At 41.0% G+C, this 24528-nt stretch carries 21 protein-coding genes; 10 read left to right on the forward strand and 11 right to left on the reverse strand.

All coding sequences use genetic code 11. The features are described from left to right. Positions 1–17 precede the first annotated feature (17 nt). A complete protein-coding gene (locus NT175_04525) occupies positions 18–677 on the reverse strand; it encodes a DedA family protein (GenBank protein ID MCX6233978.1) in 660 nt (219 codons plus the stop codon). A 214-nt stretch (positions 678–891) separates the two neighbouring features. Between NT175_04525 and NT175_04530 the strand changes: the two genes are divergently transcribed. Beyond that, on the forward strand, positions 892–1020 hold the full coding sequence (locus tag NT175_04530) for a hypothetical protein (GenBank protein MCX6233979.1): 129 nt from the start codon (positions 892–894) through the stop codon (positions 1018–1020). Between the two features lie 143 nt (positions 1021–1163). Next, positions 1164–1907 carry a hypothetical protein gene (locus NT175_04535; protein ID MCX6233980.1) on the forward strand — a complete coding sequence of 248 codons (744 nt, stop codon included), beginning with the start codon at positions 1164–1166 and terminating at the stop codon, positions 1905–1907. A 39-nt stretch (positions 1908–1946) separates the two neighbouring features. Here NT175_04535 and NT175_04540 read toward each other — a convergent pair whose 3' ends face one another. The 6 genes from NT175_04540 to NT175_04565 all read right to left on the reverse strand — a co-directional run bounded on the left by NT175_04540 (position 1947) and on the right by NT175_04565 (position 8501). Next, complete coding sequence (locus NT175_04540) at positions 1947–2666, reverse strand: (Fe-S)-binding protein (protein ID MCX6233981.1); 720 nt, start codon at positions 2664–2666, stop codon at positions 1947–1949. Between the two features lie 150 nt (positions 2667–2816). Continuing rightward, positions 2817–4136 (reverse strand): 3-phosphoshikimate 1-carboxyvinyltransferase, encoded by a 1320-nt coding sequence (gene aroA, locus NT175_04545; GenBank protein MCX6233982.1) that lies wholly within the window; start codon positions 4134–4136, stop codon positions 2817–2819. A gap of 53 nt (positions 4137–4189) precedes the next feature. Further along, a complete protein-coding gene (aroB, locus tag NT175_04550; GenBank protein MCX6233983.1) occupies positions 4190–5266 on the reverse strand; it encodes a 3-dehydroquinate synthase in 1077 nt (358 codons plus the stop codon). Positions 5267–5281: 15 nt separating this feature from the next. Further along, entirely contained in the window at positions 5282–6505 is a 1224-nt protein-coding gene (locus NT175_04555) for an alanine dehydrogenase (GenBank protein ID MCX6233984.1), read from the reverse strand. Position 6506: 1 nt separating this feature from the next. Continuing rightward, positions 6507–6923, reverse strand: coding sequence for a tRNA (adenosine(37)-N6)-threonylcarbamoyltransferase complex ATPase subunit type 1 TsaE (tsaE, locus tag NT175_04560; GenBank protein ID MCX6233985.1), 417 nt, complete (start codon positions 6921–6923; stop codon positions 6507–6509). Between the two features lie 15 nt (positions 6924–6938). Continuing rightward, on the reverse strand, positions 6939–8501 hold the full coding sequence (locus NT175_04565) for a PglZ domain-containing protein (GenBank protein MCX6233986.1): 1563 nt from the start codon (positions 8499–8501) through the stop codon (positions 6939–6941). A gap of 216 nt (positions 8502–8717) precedes the next feature. On the opposite strand from NT175_04565, the gene NT175_04570 reads away from it, so the two are divergent. The 8 genes from NT175_04570 to NT175_04605 all read left to right on the forward strand — a co-directional run bounded on the left by NT175_04570 (position 8718) and on the right by NT175_04605 (position 18343). After that, the gene (locus NT175_04570) at positions 8718–9971 is read left to right on the forward strand and encodes an HD domain-containing protein (GenBank protein ID MCX6233987.1); all 1254 of its coding nucleotides are present in this window, start codon (positions 8718–8720) and stop codon (positions 9969–9971) included. 205 nt (positions 9972–10176) lie between these two features. Then, positions 10177–11208: a UDP-3-O-(3-hydroxymyristoyl)glucosamine N-acyltransferase gene (lpxD, locus tag NT175_04575; GenBank protein ID MCX6233988.1), complete on the forward strand. Its 1032-nt coding sequence runs from the start codon at positions 10177–10179 to the stop codon at positions 11206–11208. 87 nt (positions 11209–11295) lie between these two features. Continuing rightward, complete coding sequence (locus NT175_04580; protein ID MCX6233989.1) at positions 11296–12699, forward strand: bifunctional UDP-3-O-[3-hydroxymyristoyl] N-acetylglucosamine deacetylase/3-hydroxyacyl-ACP dehydratase; 1404 nt, start codon at positions 11296–11298, stop codon at positions 12697–12699. Further along, the gene (lpxA, locus tag NT175_04585; protein ID MCX6233990.1) at positions 12699–13508 is read left to right on the forward strand and encodes an acyl-ACP--UDP-N-acetylglucosamine O-acyltransferase; all 810 of its coding nucleotides are present in this window, start codon (positions 12699–12701) and stop codon (positions 13506–13508) included. The genes NT175_04580 and lpxA overlap by 1 nt, the downstream gene beginning before the upstream one ends. Continuing rightward, positions 13509–14639: a 4-phosphoerythronate dehydrogenase gene (locus tag NT175_04590; protein ID MCX6233991.1), complete on the forward strand. Its 1131-nt coding sequence runs from the start codon at positions 13509–13511 to the stop codon at positions 14637–14639. A 36-nt stretch (positions 14640–14675) separates the two neighbouring features. After that, positions 14676–16724, forward strand: coding sequence for a transketolase (locus NT175_04595; GenBank protein MCX6233992.1), 2049 nt, complete (start codon positions 14676–14678; stop codon positions 16722–16724). Between the two features lie 106 nt (positions 16725–16830). After that, complete coding sequence (efp, locus tag NT175_04600; protein MCX6233993.1) at positions 16831–17394, forward strand: elongation factor P; 564 nt, start codon at positions 16831–16833, stop codon at positions 17392–17394. A gap of 16 nt (positions 17395–17410) precedes the next feature. Then, positions 17411–18343 (forward strand): UDP-3-O-(3-hydroxymyristoyl)glucosamine N-acyltransferase, encoded by a 933-nt coding sequence (locus NT175_04605; protein MCX6233994.1) that lies wholly within the window; start codon positions 17411–17413, stop codon positions 18341–18343. A 31-nt stretch (positions 18344–18374) separates the two neighbouring features. On the opposite strand, the gene NT175_04610 is transcribed toward NT175_04605, so the two are convergent. The 4 genes from NT175_04610 to NT175_04625 form a co-directional block, all read right to left on the reverse strand. Then, positions 18375–19868, reverse strand: a complete 1494-nt coding sequence (locus NT175_04610) for an O-antigen ligase family protein (GenBank protein MCX6233995.1) — start codon at positions 19866–19868, stop codon at positions 18375–18377. 38 nt (positions 19869–19906) lie between these two features. Continuing rightward, a complete protein-coding gene (locus NT175_04615; protein ID MCX6233996.1) occupies positions 19907–22198 on the reverse strand; it encodes a Wzz/FepE/Etk N-terminal domain-containing protein in 2292 nt (763 codons plus the stop codon). Positions 22199–22291: 93 nt separating this feature from the next. Next, complete coding sequence (locus NT175_04620; protein MCX6233997.1) at positions 22292–23734, reverse strand: polysaccharide biosynthesis C-terminal domain-containing protein; 1443 nt, start codon at positions 23732–23734, stop codon at positions 22292–22294. 11 nt (positions 23735–23745) lie between these two features. Next, on the reverse strand, positions 23746–24495 hold the full coding sequence (locus NT175_04625) for an FkbM family methyltransferase (GenBank protein MCX6233998.1): 750 nt from the start codon (positions 24493–24495) through the stop codon (positions 23746–23748). Positions 24496–24528 lie beyond the last annotated feature (33 nt).

Raw genomic sequence — 24528 nt, forward strand, 5'->3', positions numbered from 1 at the left:
TAGTAAAACCGAATGTATCAATGAGTATTCTTTTTTCTCTTGTTGATATGTTTAAAGATGAACCAGGCCAATGCAATAAGGAGTAATCCCAGGACTATAATATCGATGATATGACTATACTTCATAAGGAGATTCCATCCTGTTTCTCCCCATTTGAAACCGACATAAGTAAGGAATGAATTCCACAGACCTGCACCGGCGATGGTATAAATTGAAAATTTCAGCAGATTCATTTTCCCGAATCCGGCCGGTATAGATATCAAATGTCGCACAACAGGAATAAAACGGCAGAAAAAGATGGTGGCATCCCCATACTTATTAAAAAACCGTTCGCTGGTATCCAGATCATGCCTGTTTAAAAGAAAGTATTTACCGAACCTGTCGATGAATGGCCTGCCTCCCCAGCTGCCTATGAAATAGGATATCATGGAACCGAAGATACTTCCAAGTGTACTCGCCATAATCACACCCGGGAAGGTGAAGCGGTTTTGCGCGATCAGTAATCCGGCAGGCGGCATGACAACTTCACTCGGCACGGGAAATATCATGCTTTCCATTGTCATAAGTATAAAAATACTAAAGTACCCGGCTTGATTATAAAAGTCGATGATATGCCTGACGAGAAACTCAGTGATGCCCATTACAAAAAATTCATTAGAAAGTGCAAAGATGTACATTAATTTTCAAATACTCTTGTCATCAGCAGAGCTTTTAAAACTTAATTTTTGTCCAGCAACTGAACCATGACATGACAAATTCCCGCCTGATCCATGAAGTGTTATGGATGGTAAATTTATATTATCAGACAATAAGCAGGATAAAAATTTGTTATTGTAACAAATTGAGTTAATTTTGTTTCCCGATTCCTTCTCACAAAAGATCAGATAAAATATGAAACGAATTCTTGTCTTTATAGCCACCGTAATCCTTCTGGCCGTTACGTTATCTTCGTGCAAGACCAGGGAGAAATGCCCTGCTTATGGTGAGTCGCATAAATATCAGGTTGAACAGAGGTATTAAAGGTGCATTATCCTGTTTCATTTCCATGAAACAAAATCATGGTATTTTTGTTATTTCTTGAGAATTCATTATCTTTGATGCAATAACTTTCTTTCCCTGATGCCATGCGATTTTGGATTTATATACTGCTAGGCATAATCCTGATGACAGGGGTACGACCTGATTGTCGTGCTCAGTCATATGATGAGGAAGACATAGAGAATTTCAGCGACAGTGTTTTGCTAACCAAGGAGATGAGCGGAGGATTTATTTTACATTCAATGGGTTGGGGCATCGAATTCCGTAAAGGGAAAAATCTAAGTGCACGAAAAATGCTGCAGATGGAATTTGATTTCACAGAGATGAAATCCCCAAAAGAAATCAGGGTGATAAATCCATACTTTACCAATGCCAAAAGTTATATTTATGGAAAACTAAACAATGTTTTCCTCATCCGTGGTGGTTTTGGCCTGCATAACCTTCTGAACAGTAAGCCTTACTGGGGAGGTGTAGAACTAAGGTATTTCTTTTCCGGTGGTGCTTCGCTGGGGTTGGCAAAGCCCGTATATCTCAATATTATAAATCTTGTCTCCATATCGCAGTACTATTTTGAATATGAACTGTCAACGGAAAAATATGATCCGGACAAGCACTTCCGTGATAACATATACGGCCGGGCAGCTTTTTTAAAAGGTTTTAATCAGATGGCTTTTTATCCGGGCATCTATGGAAAATTTGGATTTACATTTGATTTCGGACCTTATGATGCCATCGTAAAGAAACTTGAAGCAGGGGTTACCATAGATTTCTTCCCTATACCCATACCTATGATGGCATATAATGACCCGGAATATTATTTCCTGACCATTTATTTAGGCATTAATTTCGGAAAGCGTTTTAACAGATAGGCTAAACTTACTATCATTGACTGCCTATTGTCAAGTGTTTTACCATCCTGATGCCAGAACATCAGCTATGTGAAGCACCTTGATGGGCAGGTTATTTCTGCGGATATATCCTTCCTGATGCATGAGGCAGGAGGAATCGGTAGAAATAATATATTCAGCTCCAGTTTCAAGTGCATTAGTGACCTTTTGTTCAGCCATTGCTGATGCGATGGCCTGATACTTGACGGAAAAGGTGCCACCGAAACCGCAACAAACATCTGTGTCCCTCATTTCTCTCAGTTCAAGACCCCTGACCTGCTGCAACAGAATTCTTGGCTCTTCCTTAATACCATACTCCCTCAATGCCGAACAAGAATCATGGTATGTGACAACGGATTCAAATGTGGCGCCGACATCTTGTATATCGAGGACATTAACGATGAAATCGGTGAATTCAAAGATATTTTCCTTCAGTTTTTTGTATTCGATATGGAGGGCTGAATTATAAAACAGCTTATCGAAATAATTCCTGACGTATCCGACGCAGGAGGCAGAGGGCCCAACCACATAACGGTTATTGGGGAAATCTTTAATAAACTTCTCTCCCACAGTTTTGGCTTCATCCCAAAATCCGTTGTTGAAGGCCATTTGCCCGCAGCATGTCTGATTATCGTTATAGTGCACTTTCACGCCCAGCTTCTCCAGCACCTTTACCATATTCATACCCGTTGAGGGATAGATCTGATCAATAAAACATGGAATAAATATATCGACTTCCATAAGCAAGCAAATAAGTAACATCTGCGATCCAAAAGTACGATTAATATTTGATAATTTGAAAACCGGAATACAGATAAATATTTGCGGGCATTGAAACGGTAAGTATATGGACACAATTAAATAAAAGGGAATGAGAAAACGGATAAATACTTATCTATAGGTTAAGACAAATTCGGCTTTCTCCAATTCCTTCCAGAATGTAGGGTACGATTTGCTAACGACGCCGGAATCGAGTATGCTGATCTTCCCCGATTTCAATGCAAGTGGAGCAAATGCCATGGCCATGCGGTGATCATGGTAACTATCAAGAAGGGCTGATGGATTGACAGGATCATGGCTTTCGCCGATCAACAAAGAATCATTGTTTTCTCTCCACAAGTTAAAATTCATTTTCCCTAATTCACTGCACAGTGCCGATATCCTTGGTGATTCTTTTATTTCCAAGTTTCTAATACCTTTCAGGCGGGCAGGGATATTCCGCGCAGCGCATGTAACCGCAACAGCCGGCACCAGGTCGGGATAATTACTAAAATCAAATTCGAAATAGTCAACGCAATTACCTGTCCTTATCAATTTTGCGCCCCCGGCTTCAAAAAGTGTCTTTACCCCCAATCTTTCAAATACCTGAATCAGGATTGCATCACCCTGTATACTTTCCTCCGGCAGGTTTTTAAGCATCAGGTCTCCATCATCCGCAAGGGCAACTGTTTCGTACCAAAATGAAGCTGAAGACCAATCGGTTTCAACTGAAATATCGTTGGGTATATAGTCCTGATAAGATACCATATAGCGGTTTTCATTCCGCACGACATCTACATTAAATTTATTGAGGAGTTTAATGGTCATATCGACGTATGGGCGTGATGCGATCTTATTCAAAACTTGAATCTCCAGGCCATTTCTCATTGCAGGTGCCACCAGAAGAAGCGCTGTAAGGAACTGGCTGCTGCGGCTGGCATCCAGGGTGATTTTTCCTCCGGGTAAAGGTCTTCCATTTATCAAAATGGGTGGAAATCCTTTTTTCGCAGTACACTTAATATGTGCACCCAGTGCAATCAAAGCCTCGACCATTTCGCTGACAGGTCGTTGCTTCATACGTTCAGAGCCAGTCAGTATATAACAACCAGGAGTTACAGATAGAAGAGCAGTGAGAAAACGCAGGACGGTACCGGCATCACGTGCATCCAATACCAAAGGAACTATTTTATCTTCCACAACTGAAGGAGAAAGAGGAAGGGAGTTCGGTACAGGAATCTTGAAACCTGGAGATTGATGGGCAGTCCCAATGACTTTTTCTACGAGTTCCTGCATGATCCGCGTATCTTCGGCATCAGAGAGGTTATGGATCAGGAATGGATGGTGGCATAGAGACCTGATGACCAAAAGACGGTTGCTGATGCTTTTTGAAGCAGGTAATTCCACTATTCCATTTACAATGGCATTTTTCTTATAAATATCCAGAATGATCACAAAAACGCTAATTGCAGACGCAAGCTGTTAATATTCCATCAGTCTTGAAACTTTTACTTTAATCCGGAATAAAAATCCAGACTTTCCATGATGAATTCGTCGCTGCACCACTGATCAATCATTGCATTTCCGATAGTAGGCAGGAGGGTCACATTGATCCTGTTTCTATCATTCTTCTTATCATATCTGATAATTTCAAGAAGTGCCGATCTATCGGTATCCGACAGGTTATAATGGTCAAAATTTCCAAGGATATAAGTGATAATCTCGTCCATAGATTTGACTGATAATCCCCTGATTTTATTTGATAAATAGGATTCACAGATCATACCCATTGCGACGGCATGTCCATGTGTGAGCCTGTTATCTCTTTTCATCAGCGAGAGAGTTTCAAAAGCATGTCCAAAAGTATGTCCGAAATTCAGTCTGCGACGAAGACTTTTCTCATAGGGATCATTTCTTGCTACATTATTTTTGATTTCAACCGATCGCAATATCAGATTTTCCCATGAAGTAATATCTTTAAAGGAAAGGTTTCGTATTATTTCCCAGTATTGCTGGTCCATGATAAGGGCATGTTTAATCATTTCAGCGAATCCTGAAAGTTTTTGCTGATTAGTAAGGGTATCACAAAACGAGGGGATGATAAATACGGCTTCAGGGTGGGAAAAAACGCCTATCTGGTTCTTAAGGTCAAAAAGGTTGACGCCAACCTTCCCTCCTATTGCTGCATCGACCTGTCCAAGTAAGGTAGTAGGAATATTGACATAGCTAATTCCTCTTTTAAAGGTAGAAGCTACAAAGCCCCCCATGTCGGTAATAACACCTCCACCGATGTTTACCAGAACCGACTTTCTGTCGGCATTCACGTTCAGCAGGTGCTGCCATAATTCGATACAAGTATTGATATCTTTGTTTTCTTCGCCACTTTTTACTTCAATGATCTTTGCTTTGCTGAACGCACCGACTTTATTTCTGACAAGGGGAAGACATAAGTTTTTTGTATTCTCATCGACGAGGATGATCACTGTTTCCTCCCTGACATCGGGGTTTCGAAAAAACATCTGAATTTCTTCAAAAATATCTTCTCCAATATAAATGGTGTATGTTTCTGACCTGAGTATGCGCATGGTCAACGTACATTTTTAGTGATAGGCTGCCATAAGTAATTCGATATCCTGATAAGGTAAGGCAAAGGTGTTGCTAATCATCATTTTTGTGATGGTTCCATTGAATAGATAAACGCCATGGCGCAGACCCTTATCAGATCTAAGCAGGTTGTCGATGCCGCCTTCCTCACCCAGCTTGAGCAACATTGGGGCAAGAAAATTACTCAGAGCGTAAGAAGCCGTATGAGGCACCCTGGAAGCGATATTCGGCACACAATAATGTGTTATGTCCCATTTCCTGAATACCGGGTTGGCATGTGAAGTAACCTGAGAGGTTTCGATACAGCCTCCCTGATCAATGCTGACATCAATGATCACAGAACCATAAGACATCTGGCGGACCATATCTTCCGTAATGATGACAGGAGCCTGGGTTTCACACGAGTGGATGGCACCGATGACGACATCGGCTGTTTTCAGGGCATCAAGTAAAACCTTAGGTTGTATGATAGATGTAAATATCCGGGTATTAATGCTATTTTGTAAACGGCGCAGTTTATAAATGGAGTTATCAAAAACCTTGACTGTGGCTCCAAGTCCAAGAGCCGCACGCACGGCATACTCCCCGACAGTCCCTGCTCCAAGTATAACGATTTCTGTTGGTGTAATGCCTGTGATACCACCCAGCAGACAACCTTTTCCAAAGCCGGGTTTGCTGAGGTATTCAGCTGCTATAAGAACAACAGTGCTTCCGACTATCTCGCTCATTGAACGCCGTAAAGAGTAAGAATCAGCCTTATCCTTGATATATTCATAAGCCAGGGCTGTCATTTTCTTATTGATCAGTTTCCTGAAAAAAATTTCCGTCTGTCCGGCTAAATGAAGTGCTGAAAAAAGTGTTTGTTTGGGCTTCAATAATTCGATCTCTTCGGATAAAGGGGGCGACACTTTAATAATGATATCAGCATCATACACTTCCTGAGGCGAATAAACGATGTGAGCACCAGATTCACTGAACTTATTGTCGCTGAAATAGGCGGCATCTCCAGCGCCCGACTCCACAAGCACGACATGGCCATTGGCAGCAAGTAAGCCCACTGCTTGCGGCACCAGCGCTATTCTATGTTCGTGAGAAGAAATTTCCCGGGGTACACCTATTTTCAAACAGGATTTTCTCCTTGTGACCTCGAGAATCTCCTCCTTAGGCATCAATTTTCCGGATTGCGACATGCGGATAATATTATCTTGCTCAGCAAGCATATCAATAAGTTATCATTCGGCTCTGGTCTGTTTGATCGACTTCAATTTTGATATATACGAAATTTTCAGGTAAAAGTTCCTCAAATTTTTCAGGCCATTCGATCATGCAATATGACCCGCTGAATAAATAATCTTCATAGCCCAGATCCATCAATTCATTTGCACTTTTCAACCGGTATAAGTCAAAATGATATATGCTTTCCCCTTTAGCGGTCATGTATTCATTGATAATGGAAAAAGTCGGGCTGTTCACCACATCCATTACACCAAGAACACGGCACATAGATTTTATAAAAGTAGTCTTGCCGGCACCCATTTTCCCATAGAAACCAAAAACACGATGACCAGGATAATGATTAATGATCCGGCGGGAGATGCTATCAAGTTCAGTGATATATTTGCAAAGAACAGATTCCATTTTGATCTATAAATTTCAGGATACAGATTTCGGACTTAGGGTGATAAATGGGATAAGCATCTCTTCTATCGAAATTCCCCCGTGCTGAAATGTATTCCTGTAATAGTTCACATAATAATTATAGTTATTGGGGTAAGCGAAGAAATCATTTCTCCTGCAAAAGACATATGCTGAGCTGACATTTGATCTCGGTAAATAAGCATCGTCAGGATTCCTGACCTCGAACACTTCACGTTTCTGGTAATTGAGGCTTTTCCCTGATTTGTACCTGAGGTTTGTCGTAGTGAATTTGTCCCCCACAATTTTAACAGGATTCTGGACTCTGACAGAACCATGATCAGTTGTAATAATGAGTTGAGCACCTTTTTCCGATAAATACCGGATAATTTCCAGCAAAGGAGAGTGTTCGAACCAGGATAAAGTAATTGAACGATAAGCCGGTTCGTCGTCAGCCAATTCGCGGATGATATTCATTTCAGTTCTGGCATGTGAAAGCATATCTACAAAATTATAAACAATAACGTTCAATTTATTATTGAAAAGATTGGGCAGATTATCGAGAAGCCGGCGACCTACATTAAGGTTCAAGACCTTTGTATAGGAGAACTTAATATCTTTACCAAAACGTTTAAGCTGCTCTGCGAGCAATTGCTCTTCAAACTGGTTCTTGGTTCCTTCATCCCCTTCACTCAACCAATATTGAGGATACTTTTTTTCGATTTCAGAGGGCATTAATCCTGAAAACAAAGCATTCCTTGCATATTGTGTGGTGGTAGGCAGGATGCTGTAATACAAATCCTCCGTTTCAGTGCGGTAATACCCTTCAATGATAGGCTGCAGTACTTTCCACTGATCATAGCGCAAATTATCTATCAGTATCATAAACACCGTCCTGTTGGTATTCAAAAAGGGGAAAACCTTTTCTCTCATAAGGGTATGAGACTGCACCGGTCGTCTTTCAGATCTGCCACTAATCCAGGAAAGATAATTGGATTCAATAAATTTAGAAAAGACCTGGTTGGCCTCTTCTTTTTGTGTCCGGAGGATTTCTACCACACTTTCATCCTGTGCATTTCCCAGTTCAAGTTCCCAATAGGTCAATTTCCGATAGATATCAACCCACTGCATATAATCCAGATTATTGGTTATCTCCATGCCAATGTTACGGAACTCCTGCTGATAGTTATGTGTAGTTTTTTCACTGACGAGCTTTTTGGTATCCATATTCTTTTTAAGGCACAGGAGCAACTGTTTTGGATTAACCGGTTTTATCAGATAGTCGGATATTTTTGACCCAATTGCGTCTTCCATGATAGTTTCCTCTTCACTCTTAGTGATCATGACTATCGGCAGATTGGGATATTTGTTTTTCATGAGCGACAGTGTTTCAATGCCTGATAAACCCGGCATCTGTTCATCAAGAAAAACAATATCGAAAGGACGTGACATCAACAGGTCAAGAGCTTCATCACCGTTATTGGTTGTATGGACCTCATAGCCTTTTTCTTCCAGAAATAAAATATGGGGTTTGAGGAGTTCAATTTCATCATCAGCCCATAAAATGCTTATTTTTGTCATGTATATGATAGATTGATTAAGAGTATATATTAGGTTTATTGAGTTGGCATGGCCAGCAGTCAGTATATAAAGATGGGCAAAAAACAATTATCCGTGACTAATGACTGGTCGCTGACGATTTAAACCACCAATGCGATATCATAGCTAAACAGCAATAATGTCGATAAACTTGAATTTATTGTGTAACAAGAATTTTTAACACAAAAATAACTCATTTTGGCCAGGCATTCGTCATTCAATAAAAGGAAAATCATCAACGATCCTGTTTATGGTTTTATTGCCATCCCCAGCGAGCTGGTATTTGATATCATTGAACATCCGTATTTTCAGAGGTTACGGCGTATCAATCAATTGGGTCTGACCCACCTGATCTATCCTGGCGCCCTGCATACCCGATTTCATCATTCCCTTGGTGCAATGTACCTGATGCGTCAGGCAATTGAAACACTCAGGTCAAAAGGTAAAAAAATCACAGATGAAGAAGCGAGCGGGGCATTAATAGCCATCTTATTGCATGATATAGGCCATACCCCATTTTCGCACACGCTGGAAAACCATATTATTTTTGGCATTAATCACGAAGAGCTCACGGATTTGTTTATCCGACGATTCAATGATATCTTCAATGGGCAATTGTCAACAGCATTAGAAATCTTTCGCAACAGCTACCCAAAGAGTTTCCTGCACCAGTTGGTTTCGAGCCAGCTTGATATGGACAGGCTGGATTTTCTGAAACGTGACAGTTTCTATACAGGAGTTTCAGAAGGTGTAATCAATACTGACCGGATCATTGATATGCTCGACGTTGTAAATGACGAACTGGTTGTTGAAGCTAAGGGTATTTATTCCATTGAAAAATTTATTGTTGCACGACGGCTGATGTATTGGCAGGTATACTTGCATAAAACCGTCATTGCCGCTGAAAAGATGTTGATCAGTATATTAGAGAGAGCAAGATTTCTAACGAAGATGCATTCTGATCTCTTTGCTACACCAAATTTGGCAAAGTTCCTTAAAAACACTTACAGTAAACATGATTTCGCTTATAATAAGTCACTGCTGGATTCCTTTGCAGAACTGGATGATAATGACATCATGGCCTCCATTAAAGTGTGGGCCGGTCATGACGATAAAATACTTTCCAGTCTATGCCGTGATCTTATCCTAAGACATCTGTTCAAGATTGAGATCCAGCGTATGCCATTCGACGAGAATTACATCCAAAGTCTGAAGGAGAAAGTCTGCAAGTCATATCAAATCGATATGAGCGAGTCAGAATATTTTGTCATCACCGATGTTATAGCAAATAGTGCTTATAATCCATTCAATGATAAGATAAAAATATATTACAAGGATGGAAGCGTGATAGATATTATCGAAGCCTCAGACCAGCTCAATGTTGCTGTGCTGTCGAACACAGTGACCAAATATTTTTTATGTTACCCAAAAACGTTGTGTGATACGAACTGAAGCTTTTATCACTTGTATGAATCCTTCGGAAGTTATAACTCCTTATTCCTCCCTGGGAGGCGGAATGTTATACCCTTCGTTTTCAGCGGAATTGTCCAACTTATAAATTTCAATGCATTATGTTCTTGAAATTTAAGTCGCACGAAGAAAAATCATCTATATTTGCAATTGAAAATTTTTGCATGTATAGCATATCCGCCTGCTGATGAATTTTACCGCCCGGCATATAGCACAGATACTTGATGGGAATATTGAAGGTAATCCTGAGGCCATGGTGAATGGCCTTTCAAAAATTGACGAGGGTTTGCCCGGGACTTTAAGTTTTTTAGCTAATCCGAAATACACGCCTTTCATCTATAAAACAAAGGCAACAGTGATTATTGTCCATAAGAATTTTGTTGCAGCACAGCCTTTAAACAGCACATTAATCCGTGTTGAAGATCCTTATCTGTCGTTTGCCAAACTTCTTGAATTATATAACCATATGACATTTTCAAAGACCGGCATTTCTTCAAATGCACTGGTATCTAATTCAGCTAAGTTAGGAGAAAATATATTTGTTGGTGATTTCACATGCATTGGTGACGATTCGGTGATTTGTGATAATGTTAAAATCGATTCTCAGGTATTCATTGGTGATCATGTGGTTATTGGGGATAACACAGTCATTTATCCAGGGGTGAAGATATATTCCGGCATGCTGATAGGCAAAAACTGTATTTTCCAATCGGGCGTGGTTATCGGTTCTGATGGTTTTGGATTTGCGCCCCAGTCCGATAACCAGTACAAAAAGGTTGCCCAGATTGGCAATGTGATAATTGAAGATAACGTTGAGATCGGTGCTAATACTACTATCGACAGGGCGACACTCGGGTCCACTATCATCCATAGCGGTGTTAAGCTGGACAACCTGATTCAGATTGCACATAATGTTGAGATCGGAGAAAATACGGTTATTGCTGCACAATCAGGCATTTCCGGATCTACAAAGATTGGAAAAAATTGTATGATCGGGGGGCAGGTAGGGATTATCGGACATCTTACCATTGGCGACAATGTAAAAATCGCAGCCCAGTCGGGTATCGGGTCAAATATTAAAGACGGGCATATTGTAATGGGCTCACCGGCTTTTGACATATCCAAGTACAAAAAATCATATGTTCATTTTCGAAACCTTGATTTATACATAAAAAAACTGGAAGAGCTGGAAAATTTGATAAAAGGAAAAGACAAATAATACCTGATAATCCACAATCAAATAACAGAAGTTGCATTCAGATTAGATTAAGAAGAGTCGATACAGATAATTCGCAATCAAATTTATATGGCTGAGAGACAAAAGACCATAAAAAATTCCATATCGATATCAGGAGCCGGATTGCATACAGGAAAGAATGTAACGCTGACTTTCAAACCTGCTCCCATCAATCATGGCATAACCTTCATTCGTACTGATATTGATGGCAGGCCGGTCATTTCAGCAGATGTCGACAATGTTGTGGACACTACGCGCGGAACCACGCTGGCAAAAAACGGAGCAAAGATCATAACTGTTGAACATGTTCTTGCCGCAGTGGCAGGTTTATGTATTGATAATTTAATTATCGAGGTGGATTGTTCTGAAACACCAATTCTTGACGGAAGCTCCAAATATTATGTCAATGCCCTTATCGAAGCCGGAATTGTGGAACAGGACACATTCAGGCACTATTTCACCATAGATACCAATTTATCCTTCACCGATTCACAGAACAAGATAGAGATGCTTGTCATCCCGGATCAAAAACTCAGGTTTTCGGTAATGATCGATTATGAAACGAATGTGCTGGGTACCCAGCATGCTATTCTGGATGATATTTCACTTTTTAAGGAAGAGATTTCAGATAGCCGGACATTCGTTTTCCTGCATGAGCTTGAGTTTCTTTTGCAGAATAATCTGATTAAGGGGGGTGATGTCAGTAATGCCATTGTTTTTGTTGATAAAGTTGTTTCACTGGAAGAGCTCGATCGTCTGGCAGAACATTTCCATAAATCGGAAGTGAGTGTATTGAAAGAGGGTATTTTGAATAATGTCAATCTCCATTTCCCCAATGAACCCGCCCGGCATAAATTGCTAGATCTAATAGGGGACATCTCGCTTATCGGGATGCCCATAAAGGGTCACATCATCGCCAAGAGGCCGGGACATTACGCAAATGTGGAACTTGCCAGAGTAATAAAACAACATATCAAAAAAGAAGCCCGTCGGTTTAAAGCGCCGGTCGTCGATCCAAACAAGCCCCCTCTTTATGATATTAATGACATTCAGAAATTCCTTCCACACCGTCCACCTTTCCTGCTGGTGGATAAGATACTCGAGATCAATGATACAGAAGTCATTGGCCTTAAAAATGTCACAATGAATGAATCTTTCTTTGTAGGACATTTCCCAGATGAGCCCATAATGCCGGGTGTATTGCAGGTTGAAGCGATGGCACAGGCAGGAGGCATACTTATCCTTAGCACCGTGCCAAATCCCAAAGAATATATCTCCCTTTTCCTGAAGATCGAAAATGTCAAATTCCGGCATAAAGTAGTTCCGGGAGATACGTTGGTTTTCAAACTTGCGCTTGTTTCCCCTGTCAGAAGAGGCATATGCCACATGAAAGGGATGGCTTTTGTTGGCGACAAAGTGGTCACCGAGGCAGAATTGATTGCACAGATCACAAAACGAGTAAACGCAAAATAATGAATCAACCATTAGCATATGTTCATCCACAGGCTAAAGTAGCCAATACGGTTGTTGTGGAACCTTTTGTAAACATTGAGAAAAATGTTGAAATCGGCGAAGGCACATGGATAGGATCCAATGTCACCATCATGGAGGGAGCACGCATTGGCAAAAATTGCCGGATATTCCCAGGTGCTGTGCTATCAGCTATTCCGCAGGACATGAAGTTCAACGGAGAAGATACAATTGTAAAAATAGGCAATAATACGACCATCAGGGAATTTGTGACCATTCACCGTGGCACAAAGGCCAGTTATGAAACCATAATTGGCGACAACTGTCTGATCATGGCGTATGCACATGTTGCTCATGACTGCAGTATTGGCAACAATGTCATTTTAGCCAATGCGGCTATGCTTGGCGGGCATATTCTCATCGACGACTGGGCCATCGTTGGCGGGATGGCTGCCATACATCAATTCGTTCATATTGGTTGTCATACTTATATTGCAGGAGCTGCCCTGGTCAGAAAAGATGTTCCTCCATATGTTAAGGCTGCCAGGGAGCCTCTATCCTATGTTGGCGTTAACTCTATAGGTTTGCGCCGCAGAGGATTCACATCCGAAAAAATCAATGAGATTCAGAACATTTACCGGTTTATCTATCTGAAAGGCTATAATGTCAGCCAGGCTGTATCCCTCATAGAAGCCGATTTCCCTGCTTCACCCGAGAGGGATGAAATATTGTCGTTCATTTCGCGCTCCAGCCGGGGCATTATGAAAGGCTATACGGGAAGGCCGAGTTCAGGAAGAGCGGAGCCAATGTAAATGATCAATATTGTCGCCGACGATAAAATTCCATTCCTGAAGAGTGTCCTTGAACCCTTTGCAAAGGTGGTCTATATGCCTGGCCAAAAAATCACTCATTCAGATATTCTCCGGGCTGACTGCCTGGTCACCCGCACTCGGACGATATGTGACAAACACCTGCTCCAGGGAACAGCTATCAGGTTTATTGCTACAGCTACTTCAGGACATGAACACATTGACACCGACTATTGCGAAAAACACAACATATCGTGGTATCATGCTTCCGGATGTAATGCATCCTCTGTGGTCCAATACATTGCATCTGCCCTCGCAACACTTTCTATTCAGGATGGCATCACACTTTGCGGAAAAACCATTGGAATAATTGGCGCAGGCCATGTGGGATCAAAAGTCGCAGAACTGGCACTTACTCTCGGTATGAATGTCCTGATCAATGACCCGCCCCGGGCAAGGAATGAAAAGCATGACATTTTTGTTACACTTGATAAGATACTGGCTTTTTCGGATATTGTGACCATCCATGTGCCACTTAATCTTTCAGGACCGGATAAAACTTATCATCTTTGTGATGAATCATTTTTTGGCCATATCAGAAAAAGTGCTTACTTTATCAATACCTCCAGGGGCGAAGTCGTTGACAGTAAAGCATTAAAAACAGCAATTGGTGCAGATAGAATCAAAGCCTGCGTCCTGGATGTGTGGGATAATGAACCATATATTGAAACCGGTCTGCTCGGGATGGTCAGGATTGCCACGCCTCATATAGCAGGCTATTCGGCTGATGGCAAAGCCAATGGCACGAAAATGTGTGTGGATGCCATTAATCGGCATTTTCAACTTGGGATGGAAGAATGGATCATACCGGTTTTGCCAGAACCGCCGCGTCGTATGGTGACCATAGATTGCTCCGGCAAAACGCCCGAATCTATCCTGACAGAGGCCATCCGCATGACCTATGCAATAGAAGAAGATCATGAACGGCTGATAAAGTCCCCTGATACGTTTGAAAAACAGCGTGGGGAATACCCTGTCAGGCGCGAATTTCCCGCCTATTCAATTCATATAGTACATCCTGTTAAAAACATTGGACAACTTTTAGAGCATTTAGGATTCAGGATATTGCAATAAGTGTTTAACTTGCTCTGTCTATTATATGTTTCCAATATGATCAAAAGCATTCCAGTAAAGGTTGCAGATAATATCAGGATATTATCTGCTGCGATGGTCGAAAAGGCCCAGTCGGGCCACCCTGGCGGAGCGATGGGTGGAGCAGATTTTATCACTATTCTTTTCACTGAATTTCTCCGTTTTGATCCGGGTGAGATGAACTGGCCATTACGTGACCGTTTCTTTCTTGATCCGGGGCATATGTCACCCATGCTATATTCTGTTCTTACTCTGATGGGGATATACACCATAGAAGAACTGAAACAATTCAGGCAATGGGGCAGTCCAACACCGGGACATCCGGAATTAGATGTGAACAGAGGAATAGAAAACACTTCGGGTCCATTGGGACAAGGGCATGCCATGGCTGTGGGCGCCGCCCTGGCGGAGCGATTCCTTTCAGTACGCTTTGGCGATTGGTTTGAACATAAGATTTACACATTTATCTCTGATGGAGGCATACAGGAAGAGATATCACAGGGAGCCGGAAGAATTGCCGGTTATCTCGGACTTTATAATCTCATCATGTTTTATGATTCAAATGATGTCCAGCTCTCTACCAATACAGATGCGGTCACACTGGAGGATACGGCAAAAAAATATGAAGCCTGGGGATGGAATGTCATGACTATTGATGGCAACGACACGGGGCAGATAAGAAATGCATTGCGGTTAGCCGGCACAGAGAAGAAAAAACCAACGCTGATCATAGGCAAGACTGTTATGGGCAAAGGAGCCCTGACACCTGAAGGTAAAAGCTTTGAAAAACAATATGAAACACACGGGCAGCCATTGAGTAAGGCTGGTGTATCGGTTGAAAAAACTATTTTAAATCTTGGAGGAAATCCAGATGATCCTTTTGGCATTTTCCCGGAGGTAAAAGAATACTGTGAAAAAGTAAGGGAAACAAAAATAAAGGATGCACAGGCAAGAAAAAAAAATCAGTCCCAGTGGGTTACTCAGAATCCTTACCTAGCCGGAAAACTCTCACGTTTTCTTTCACGGCAAATGCCAGAAATAAACTTTGAAAGTATTGAACTGAAACCTGGCATGGCGACAAGAATGGCTTCAGGCAAGGTGCTGGACCTTCTCGGACAAGTTGTCGAAAATATGATTGTTATATCGGCCGACCTGGCAACCAGCGATAAGACTGATGGATTTCTGCAGCGTACCAAAGCATTCAGAACACATGATTTTTCGGGTAATTTTCTTCATGCAGGAGTTTCAGAATTGACCATGGCTGCCATAGCCAATGGAATTTCATTGCATGGCGGAGTATTTGTGGCATGCGGGACTTTTTTCGTATTCTCCGATTATATGAAACCCGCCATCCGGCTGGCGGCCCTGATGGGAATACCGGTTATATATATCTGGACACATGATTCCTTCCGTGTTGGCGAAGATGGTCCGACACACCAGCCAGTAGAACATGAAGCTCAGATCAGATTAATGGAACATATTAAGAATCATGCCGGCGAGAATAGTGTGCTGGTCCTCCGTCCTGCTGATTCCAATGAAACGCTTGTGGCATGGAAAATGGCACTCTGGAATGCCACTTCGCCGACAGCGTTAATCCTGTCCCGTCAATCTGTTAAAGATCTGCCATCACCACCGGATCGTACACGTTTTAACACTGCCCTGGAAGCCCAGAAAGGAGCCTATTGCATTCTCCGTGCCAGAGCCAGGCCGGATATCGTGCTGGTCGGTAGTGGCAGTGAAGTATCGACGCTATTTGAAGCTGCAAAATTGCTCATTAAGGAAAATGGACTTGATATCCAGGTCGTGTCGGTCCTTTCTGAAGGCTTGTTCCGGAAACAGGATTTATCTTATCAGAATCAGGTGATACCGCGGGATACGCCTGTTTTTGGGCTGACTGCAGGATTACCGGTGACACTTCGAGGTTTGACCGGAGATAAAGGAACTGTGATGGGCCTTGATCATTTCGGTTATTCGGCCCCAGCCGCTGTCCTGGATGAAAAATTTGGATACAATGCTCAATACGTGAGGAATGAAATTATAAGTTATCTGGCAAAAATTAAATCATAACGACGTACGTTGTCACCTGTGTTATTCTGCTAACAGCGATTTGCACATTTAAATTTTTAATTATCTTTGCACTCCGTTTTCATTCTTCACTAACAATCATCAGCATATGGCAACAACAGCAGATTTCAGAAATGGATTGTGCCTTGATATATTTGACGGTTTATATACTATCGTTGAATTTCAGCATGTAAAACCTGGTAAAGGTCCCGCATTTGTCAGGACAAAACTTAAAAGCCTGAAGAGCGGCAAGGTTATTCAGCATACATTTGATGCCGGCGAAAAAGTGGATATCGCCCGTGTGGAAAGAAGACCGTACCAGTTCCTTTATAAGGACGATACCGGATACCACTTCATGCATAGTGAGACCTTTGAACAAATTCCTATTCCTGAAGAATTGATCAATGCACCGGGATTGCTCAAGGAAGGACAGGAAGCAGAGATTGTCTTTCATGCTGATACTGAAACTCCGTTATATTGTGAATTACCTGCATTTGTAGTCCTGGAAATAATATACACTGAACCGGGCTTCAGGGGAAATACGGCTACCAATGCCCAAAAAGAGGCTACAGTCGAAACAGGTGCCACCGTTAAAGTACCTCTTTTCATTAATGCCGGTGAGAAAATCAAAGTTGATACCCGCACCGGAGAATATGGGGAAAGGGTGAAATAAGAGAAAACATATCAATATGAAGATAACTCCTCCCCTAACGCTTAAGCAAGCTGCAATTCTTATTGGTGCAGAATATAAAGGTGATCCGGATCATTTGATAACCGGCATTAACGAAATTCATATGGTTGAAGCCGGGGATCTCACTTTTGTAGACCATCCGAAATATTATTCTAAAGCATTGCAGTCAAGGGCTACGACAATAGTCATCAATAAGAATGTTACGCTACCTGATGGCAAAGGATTGCTCATTTGCGAAGATCCTTTTGCCTCGTATGTTTTTCTTGCGAAAAAATTCCGGCCTTTCAATGGATGCGATCGTACCATCAGTGAGAAGGCAGAAATTGGTGAAGGCACAGTTATTCAGCCGGGTGCATTCATTGGTAATTATGTAAAAATTGGCAAAGACTGCATCATCCACTCTAATGTCAGCATTTATGATCATTGCGAGATAGGCGATCGGGTTGTCATTCATGCCAACTCGGTCATAGGTGCTGATGCGTATTATTACCAGAGAAAACCGGAAGGTTACAGAAAACTGGAATCGTGCGGAAGGGTGGTCATTGAGGATGATGTTGAAATAGGTGCCCTGTGTTCCATCGATAAAGGCGTTTCAGGTGATACATGCATTGGAAAGGGCACAAAATTCGACAATCATGTCCAGGTAGGACATGACACACAGATTGGCCGGAATTGCCTCATCGGCGCCCACTCGGCTATTGCAGGTGCGACCACAATTGAGGATGATGTCATACTTTGGGCTATGGTGGCTATCAATAAAAACATAGTTATTGGCAAAGGTGCAGTTCTTTTAGCGACAACCGGCACAGAAAAGTCGCTTGAGGGAGGCAAGGTATATTTCGGTATCCCCGCTGATGAAGTCCGCAAAAAATGGCGTGAAATCGCTCTACTTAAAAAATTACCGGAAATCTATAAAAAACTGAATCTGTAAGATCAGAAAGCAGATTTAATAAGCATCCATCCTACCCTGTCTTTGGCCGGTCATTGTCATGGGGATAATCAGCATCTACCTGTTGAATGCCAGCCCGTGCCTCATCTTTTCTATCGAGGTGATAGACATCCAATGCAACAAGAATGGCGATAAATCCCCAGACCGGTATCGATAATTTGTCCGTATCGAGGAAGTTATTCAGTAATCCGTGCACAAAATATGTTGAAAGACTGAGTACTGTGACAAGACTCAGCATTTTTACTTCTCTTGATTGAGCTTTTTTGTAAATCCTGAGGCCGGTGATAAAAAATGAAATAACTATACCCACCATGGTAAGCATGCCGATCACGCCCGATTCGGCAAGGGGTCCAATATATTCACTATGCGCATTGCCAAGATCTCCGAAATTGGTACTTATAATGGTCTTCTCTTTTGTTCTTTGAAATGGTGCATACAAGAACTGGTAAGTGCCCGGTCCCCATCCAAAGAAAGGCCGCTCATGGAACATCCGGATGGCAGACTGCCAGCGGTTTATTCTTTCCAGATTTGAAGCATCGGAAGATATATTGACAATGGATTGAACATGTTCTATAAAATTGGTTGATGTATCCTGCTTGTTTTTCTCAAGGGCATCAAGAATTTGCCATTTAAATGTAAAGAAGATACCAACCAGCAAAGCGACAGTCAGCAATATCCAGCGAAATTTAATCCGGAAAACGATAATAAGGTATAACAGGGCAGCCACAGCAAGGCTTATCCATGCAGCACGGCTAAAAGAAAGGTACAGAGCAACGAGTAATATGACCGTAATCAGCAAAGCTACAAGTCGGAGCGTTTTAGAGGATTGCCTATTAAACGAGAATCCGATAAAAACAGGAATAAAAATAGTAAGAATAGCACCCCAGGCCGTATGGTCATTGTAAAACGGTGTCATCACCCAATGACCGGCTTCTTCATCAAAACCCTGCAAAGCATGGTTGCGAACGGTATATGCAATAATACCGAGGAGAGGAATCACATAAACCCAACTAAACGTTTTAATATTGCCAAATTTCCTGAATAACTGTATGCCAATGAAATAAATCGGAATAATAAACCAGAGACGAGCGATAAGAAACTTAAAGGACACCAACCTTATTTCACTGGTAAGGCTGGTAAGAAAAATCCAGACAAGACTGATTAAAATGAAGATGGAAACCGGATGTTTAAGTACCTTGCTATCAAAATTATTTTTATATAAACCCCTCAGGATAAATAGAATGAGCACACCGAAGAGCAAAGGTTCTGTCGGCAGGGAGATGCCGAGTCCCATATCAATATTTCGTACATTGATAGCAACGGGGGTTAGAAAAACAATCAAAAAAATCAGCTTATCCAGAAAAAAAATATACAGAATGCCAATGATGATGGCAACAGGAATCAGAATAGAAATGAAAAAATATTCCTTCAGGATCAATACCACATTCAGCATGACGAAAAGTATGCTGAAAATATAAACCCATTTTAATTTGATTTTTTCTATCAAAATGAAGAATATTTAACTTATTGACATGTTCATTATTTCTATGCCTGATTGCCCGGAGGTGCAGAAGCTCTGGTATCAGAGGTTTTCACCTGGTAATAGTGCCTGTTCTCGACGATTACAATTATAATCAGGGAAAGTAGAAGAGTGACGGTTACGGAATAGAAAACCATCAGCCAGCGCACAGGATATGATTTTTTATCTGCAATGACAGGCGGTGAAACAATATTTGTATATGTAAATTCCTTTGTCGCATTGTAATAGGCTCTGTCATACTCTTCCTGAAAAATGGAATAAAGCCTGAGTAGATCATACATGCGTGTGTTATTGTAAATAAATACCCCACCTTTCTCTTCAATGGCTTTTTTAAGTTTAGCCACTTCGGTAAAGTTGATATTTTTTGCAGCATCTGTTCCGTCAACAGTTCTAAGATATCCCCGGGCTACTTCCCGCGTTTGATTGGCATAATCAACAATCTGGTACCGTGTTCTCAGGTCATAAAGATTCCTTTCGACAGTATCCAGCTCATTCTTTGTCATGTCGAGCATTTGCTTTGCTATGGTCACCACCTCGTTGTACTTATCACGGTGAATCTTTCTTATCTTCAGATTATAGAAATCTAAAATTGCATTTACAATATCATAAGCCATCCTGGGATCAGAATCCATGACTTCAATTTCGACCGATTCGTACATTGTTTTATTTATCTTGACATTTTTGCCGTACTTGTACATCATCGTAGAATAGAAGTACTTATAGCTGGAATCAATCCTGTAATGTTTTGCCAGGTTAAACTTTTTAATGACACTGTCTTTAATATCTTTAGAATTAAACCATTGAATCATCTGCTCTGTTTCGCTTTCATCAGAATATGGGGCAATATTCGAAGGATAAACAACAGCTACCGATTTAAATCTGGGCTTAATAAAGAATGGACCCGAAAAGATGGCCGCCAGTAACCCCGCCAAAACACAGAGTATGATTATATGCCACTTCCATTTGAATACGATTCGCAGCAGGTTGATATTGTTTAAGATATTCTCCATGTCAAATGTGATATTGGTAGTTTGATTTTCTTTTTTTTCTGTTATTTCTGTATTCTTTCCATTCGTCGATCCAGTTGTTTCTTCTTTGATTATTCTGGTCTTTTCTTCATTATAAGTTTTTGTCTTTTTTTCATCAGCTACTCTGGATTTATTCTCACCCGCTTTATTAGTCTCTTTAATATTTGTCTTGACATTTCCCGGCAGAAAAAGAGTTTGAAAATTCGGCCAGAAATTAAGGTTGTAACTCAGACTTTTTTTTTTAGAATCAAATAGTTTCCCCTTGGTGACATTATCAATGGTGATAATGACGAGCAGGGTCACCAGAAATGCTGAAACAGTCGAAACCAAGACAATAAGCCATCGTAAGGGGTATGATTTTTTTTCGGCTGAATATGCGCTACTGACAACGAATTTCTGGGGAAGTTCCTCTTCAGCGTCGACCTTAGCCTCTTCATATTTTGTCTTCAGAACGCTAAACTGTTTTTTCTCATGTTCCAAAGCATCCCTCAATGAAACATAGGGTCCGCCATATTTGGCCAAAGTATCCAGTTTCCTTTCAAGTGCCCTGATGCCGGAAGTGTTATTTTTAGCAATCTCGATAGCCAATTGCTGGTTTATCATCTCAGCCTGTGTTTCATAGTCATGAACACCTTTTTTCCTCAGTTCAGTGAGTGAATCCTCCATCTGTTGAATTTCATCCATCCTCTGCAAATACTCGGCTTTGACGATCTTAAATCCTTTGATGGCACGCTGCTTCTGCATGTCGATCTTTACCGAGTCAAGAAGATTGGAGATATCATTGGCAATGTTTGCAGCTAATTGAGGATCTTTATCCAAAACAATAATTTTCACAGCATTATATTCCGTGCGGCGGTATGTTATATTGCTTTCATATTGATCGTAAAGTTTTGTAAGCTTAAATCTTGAATTGGGATCAATATTATAATGCTTCATCAGATCAAATTTCTGGATGATGCGGTCCCTTATGCGATTCGAGTTCAAAATCTGCAGCATTTGTTCAGTTTGTTCATCCTCACCGAAGGCTAGAATATCCTCTTTACCTCCATATGTTTCACTTAAAAGAGCTTTTGAAATAGAACTGACAGAGGTGGGATACATCACCACTGTTGATTTGTACAAAGGAGTTATAAACCATGGTGAAGAAAAAATAACAGAGAGCACAAAAGCCAAAATTGAGATGATTAGGACAGGTTTCCGCCATACAATCAGAAACAGAATAAAATTCGATGAATCAAAATCTTTTTCCTCAGTAAATTTTTCAGCCATACGATGTTAGTTTTGAGTAGTCAAAATTATAAATTTTTGAAAAAGAAAAGGATATTTATTTTGACAATTTGGCAAAGGGAGTGAGAAGCCCTTTTAGCCGTGCTTTAAAATATTAATCAGACTGCGGACACTCAATAAGCGGAGAAGTGCTGCAAACACGAAAGATCCCACCAGCATAATGCTAAAATTAATTAACCAGGAATAACCAAGCCGGTGTGTCAACAAATTTATACCAATAACACCAAGTACAAAAATTCCAAGGGTCGACAGATACCGGATGTTGATCCGGAACCTGAACAGGTATTGTGCAACAATAATCTGGACAACTGCTGACAGATACTGGGTGATGATGCTGGCATAAGCTGATCCGATAGCCTGAAGCCTTGGGATAAGGATTATATTAAGCGTCAGGCTGATGATCATGCTGCATGCCGCGATGATGTTCAGCTGCATCAGACTGCCATTAGCAGTAAGTAAAGAACCAAAAACATAAGTTGTAGAGATAGCCACAAAGCCCAGCATCAGCAACCTGAAAACACCCGATGATTCATCGATATGCTCACGGTACAGCAGATTCATCAGTTCATGGCTGAAAAAGAAGGAACCAGCAGCAACAATGATGGCAATTGTAATCAGAAGTGTGAATGACAGCCTGACCATTTCTTCGACAGATTCCCTGTTTTTTATCATACGTGAAAAAATGGGTATCAGCAATACGGAGAATAGAAAGGCAATCATGTTAGTTGCATCCAGTAACCGGAAGGCTGAGGCGTAAACCGTGACCTGCTCTGCGCCTTTTGCATCCGGTAATAACCTCTCAATCAATACCGAATCAATCCGGTTATAAAACGTCATAAGCAATACCAGAAGAGCAAATGGAAAGCTTTTCTTGATAATCATTATAAAAAAAGGCCGGTTCCATGATAACCTTTTAAATGCCGATTTTTTAATAACGATACCAAGAGCTGTAAGGGCAGTAAGACTATATGCCAGAGTCTGTATGTAAATGAACCATTCGATGCGAAAAGGTTCACTTGTTATATTCCCCCAAAGCAACAGGGAGCAAAAAATAATCATCAAAATCCTATCAAGCACCGACAGGAAGCTATCGGTCTTAAAAAGTAATAATCCGGAAATATTTGAACGGAGATAAAAAATCAAAGAAATCAGGAATTGATTAGCTCCCAACAACAATAAAAATTTAAGCTGGCGTCCATGGTACCCAATAATAAGGGCAATACCAAAAGTCACAACTAAATACACAACAGCCAACAAGAGTTTAAGTACCATTATTCTGGAAAAATGTTTATTGAGGAGTTGGCTGTTCTGGGCGATGTTTCTATTATTAAAATTGGTTATGCCCAGGTCAAGGAGCATATTGAAAAGAAAAGAAAAATTGAACACAGCGAAATAAAAACCATAATCCGTACTGAGCAAATTCTGGACAGTTAAGTCAATACCAAATATCCAGAATGGTTTAACCAGGAAATTGAGTAATAATATCAGTCCGAGATTTGTAATGAATTTCTTTTGCATGACGACGCCGGTTAAAGAGTTCTGCCTTCAGGAATGAAAAAGAAATTTTCGGTATGGTGGATGTTTCTATCGAAAGGGACCAGATGTTTTTTATCCCGAATCCAAATGGCATAACCTGCATCATGCATCAGCCGGAGACAGGTATCCCTTTTTTTATCATCCCACAATTCACAATATACCAGTGGTTTATGCCGGTTTAGCAGTTGCCTTGCTCCATCCAGGACATAATACTCATAGCCTTCCACATCAATTTTTATAGCAATGACAGGGGAGTTAATATTTTTGAATTCATCATAGGAATCGAGGCTGTGCAATGGCATCAGGTACTTTTCGCCGTCATTCAGTTCCACATAATCTTCATCTATCACATGACTCAATCCCTGCAATCTTACCGAATGTACAACAGGCATGACCATATGGATATGACCTTCTGAATTGCCGACAGCTGTTTCATGGACGCGGACATTTTTCAATCCAAAAAACCGGATAATACGTTTCAATGTTCTAATATTCTGTGGAATAGGCTCAAATGCATGGACCTGAGAATGTTGTAGACGACGTGCAAAATGGACAGTCATCACACCAATATTGGCGCCAATGTCAAGGACTATGCCATCATCAGGGACAAGTTCAAGAAAATCCAGAAAGGCGCTTTCATCTTTTTTCCACTTTAAAGTGACTATTGTAAAGAGAGAAAATATGAAGAGATAGGTTTTAAAACCAAGAATGGCCTGCAAAATTTTTTTTATTCCCTCCTTCATAAAAAATTCGCATATTTGTTCCAAAGATACCAT

The sequence above is a fragment of the Bacteroidota bacterium genome, from assembly GCA_026391695.1.
Classification (GTDB): Bacteria; Bacteroidota; Bacteroidia; order Bacteroidales; family JAGONC01; genus JAPLDP01.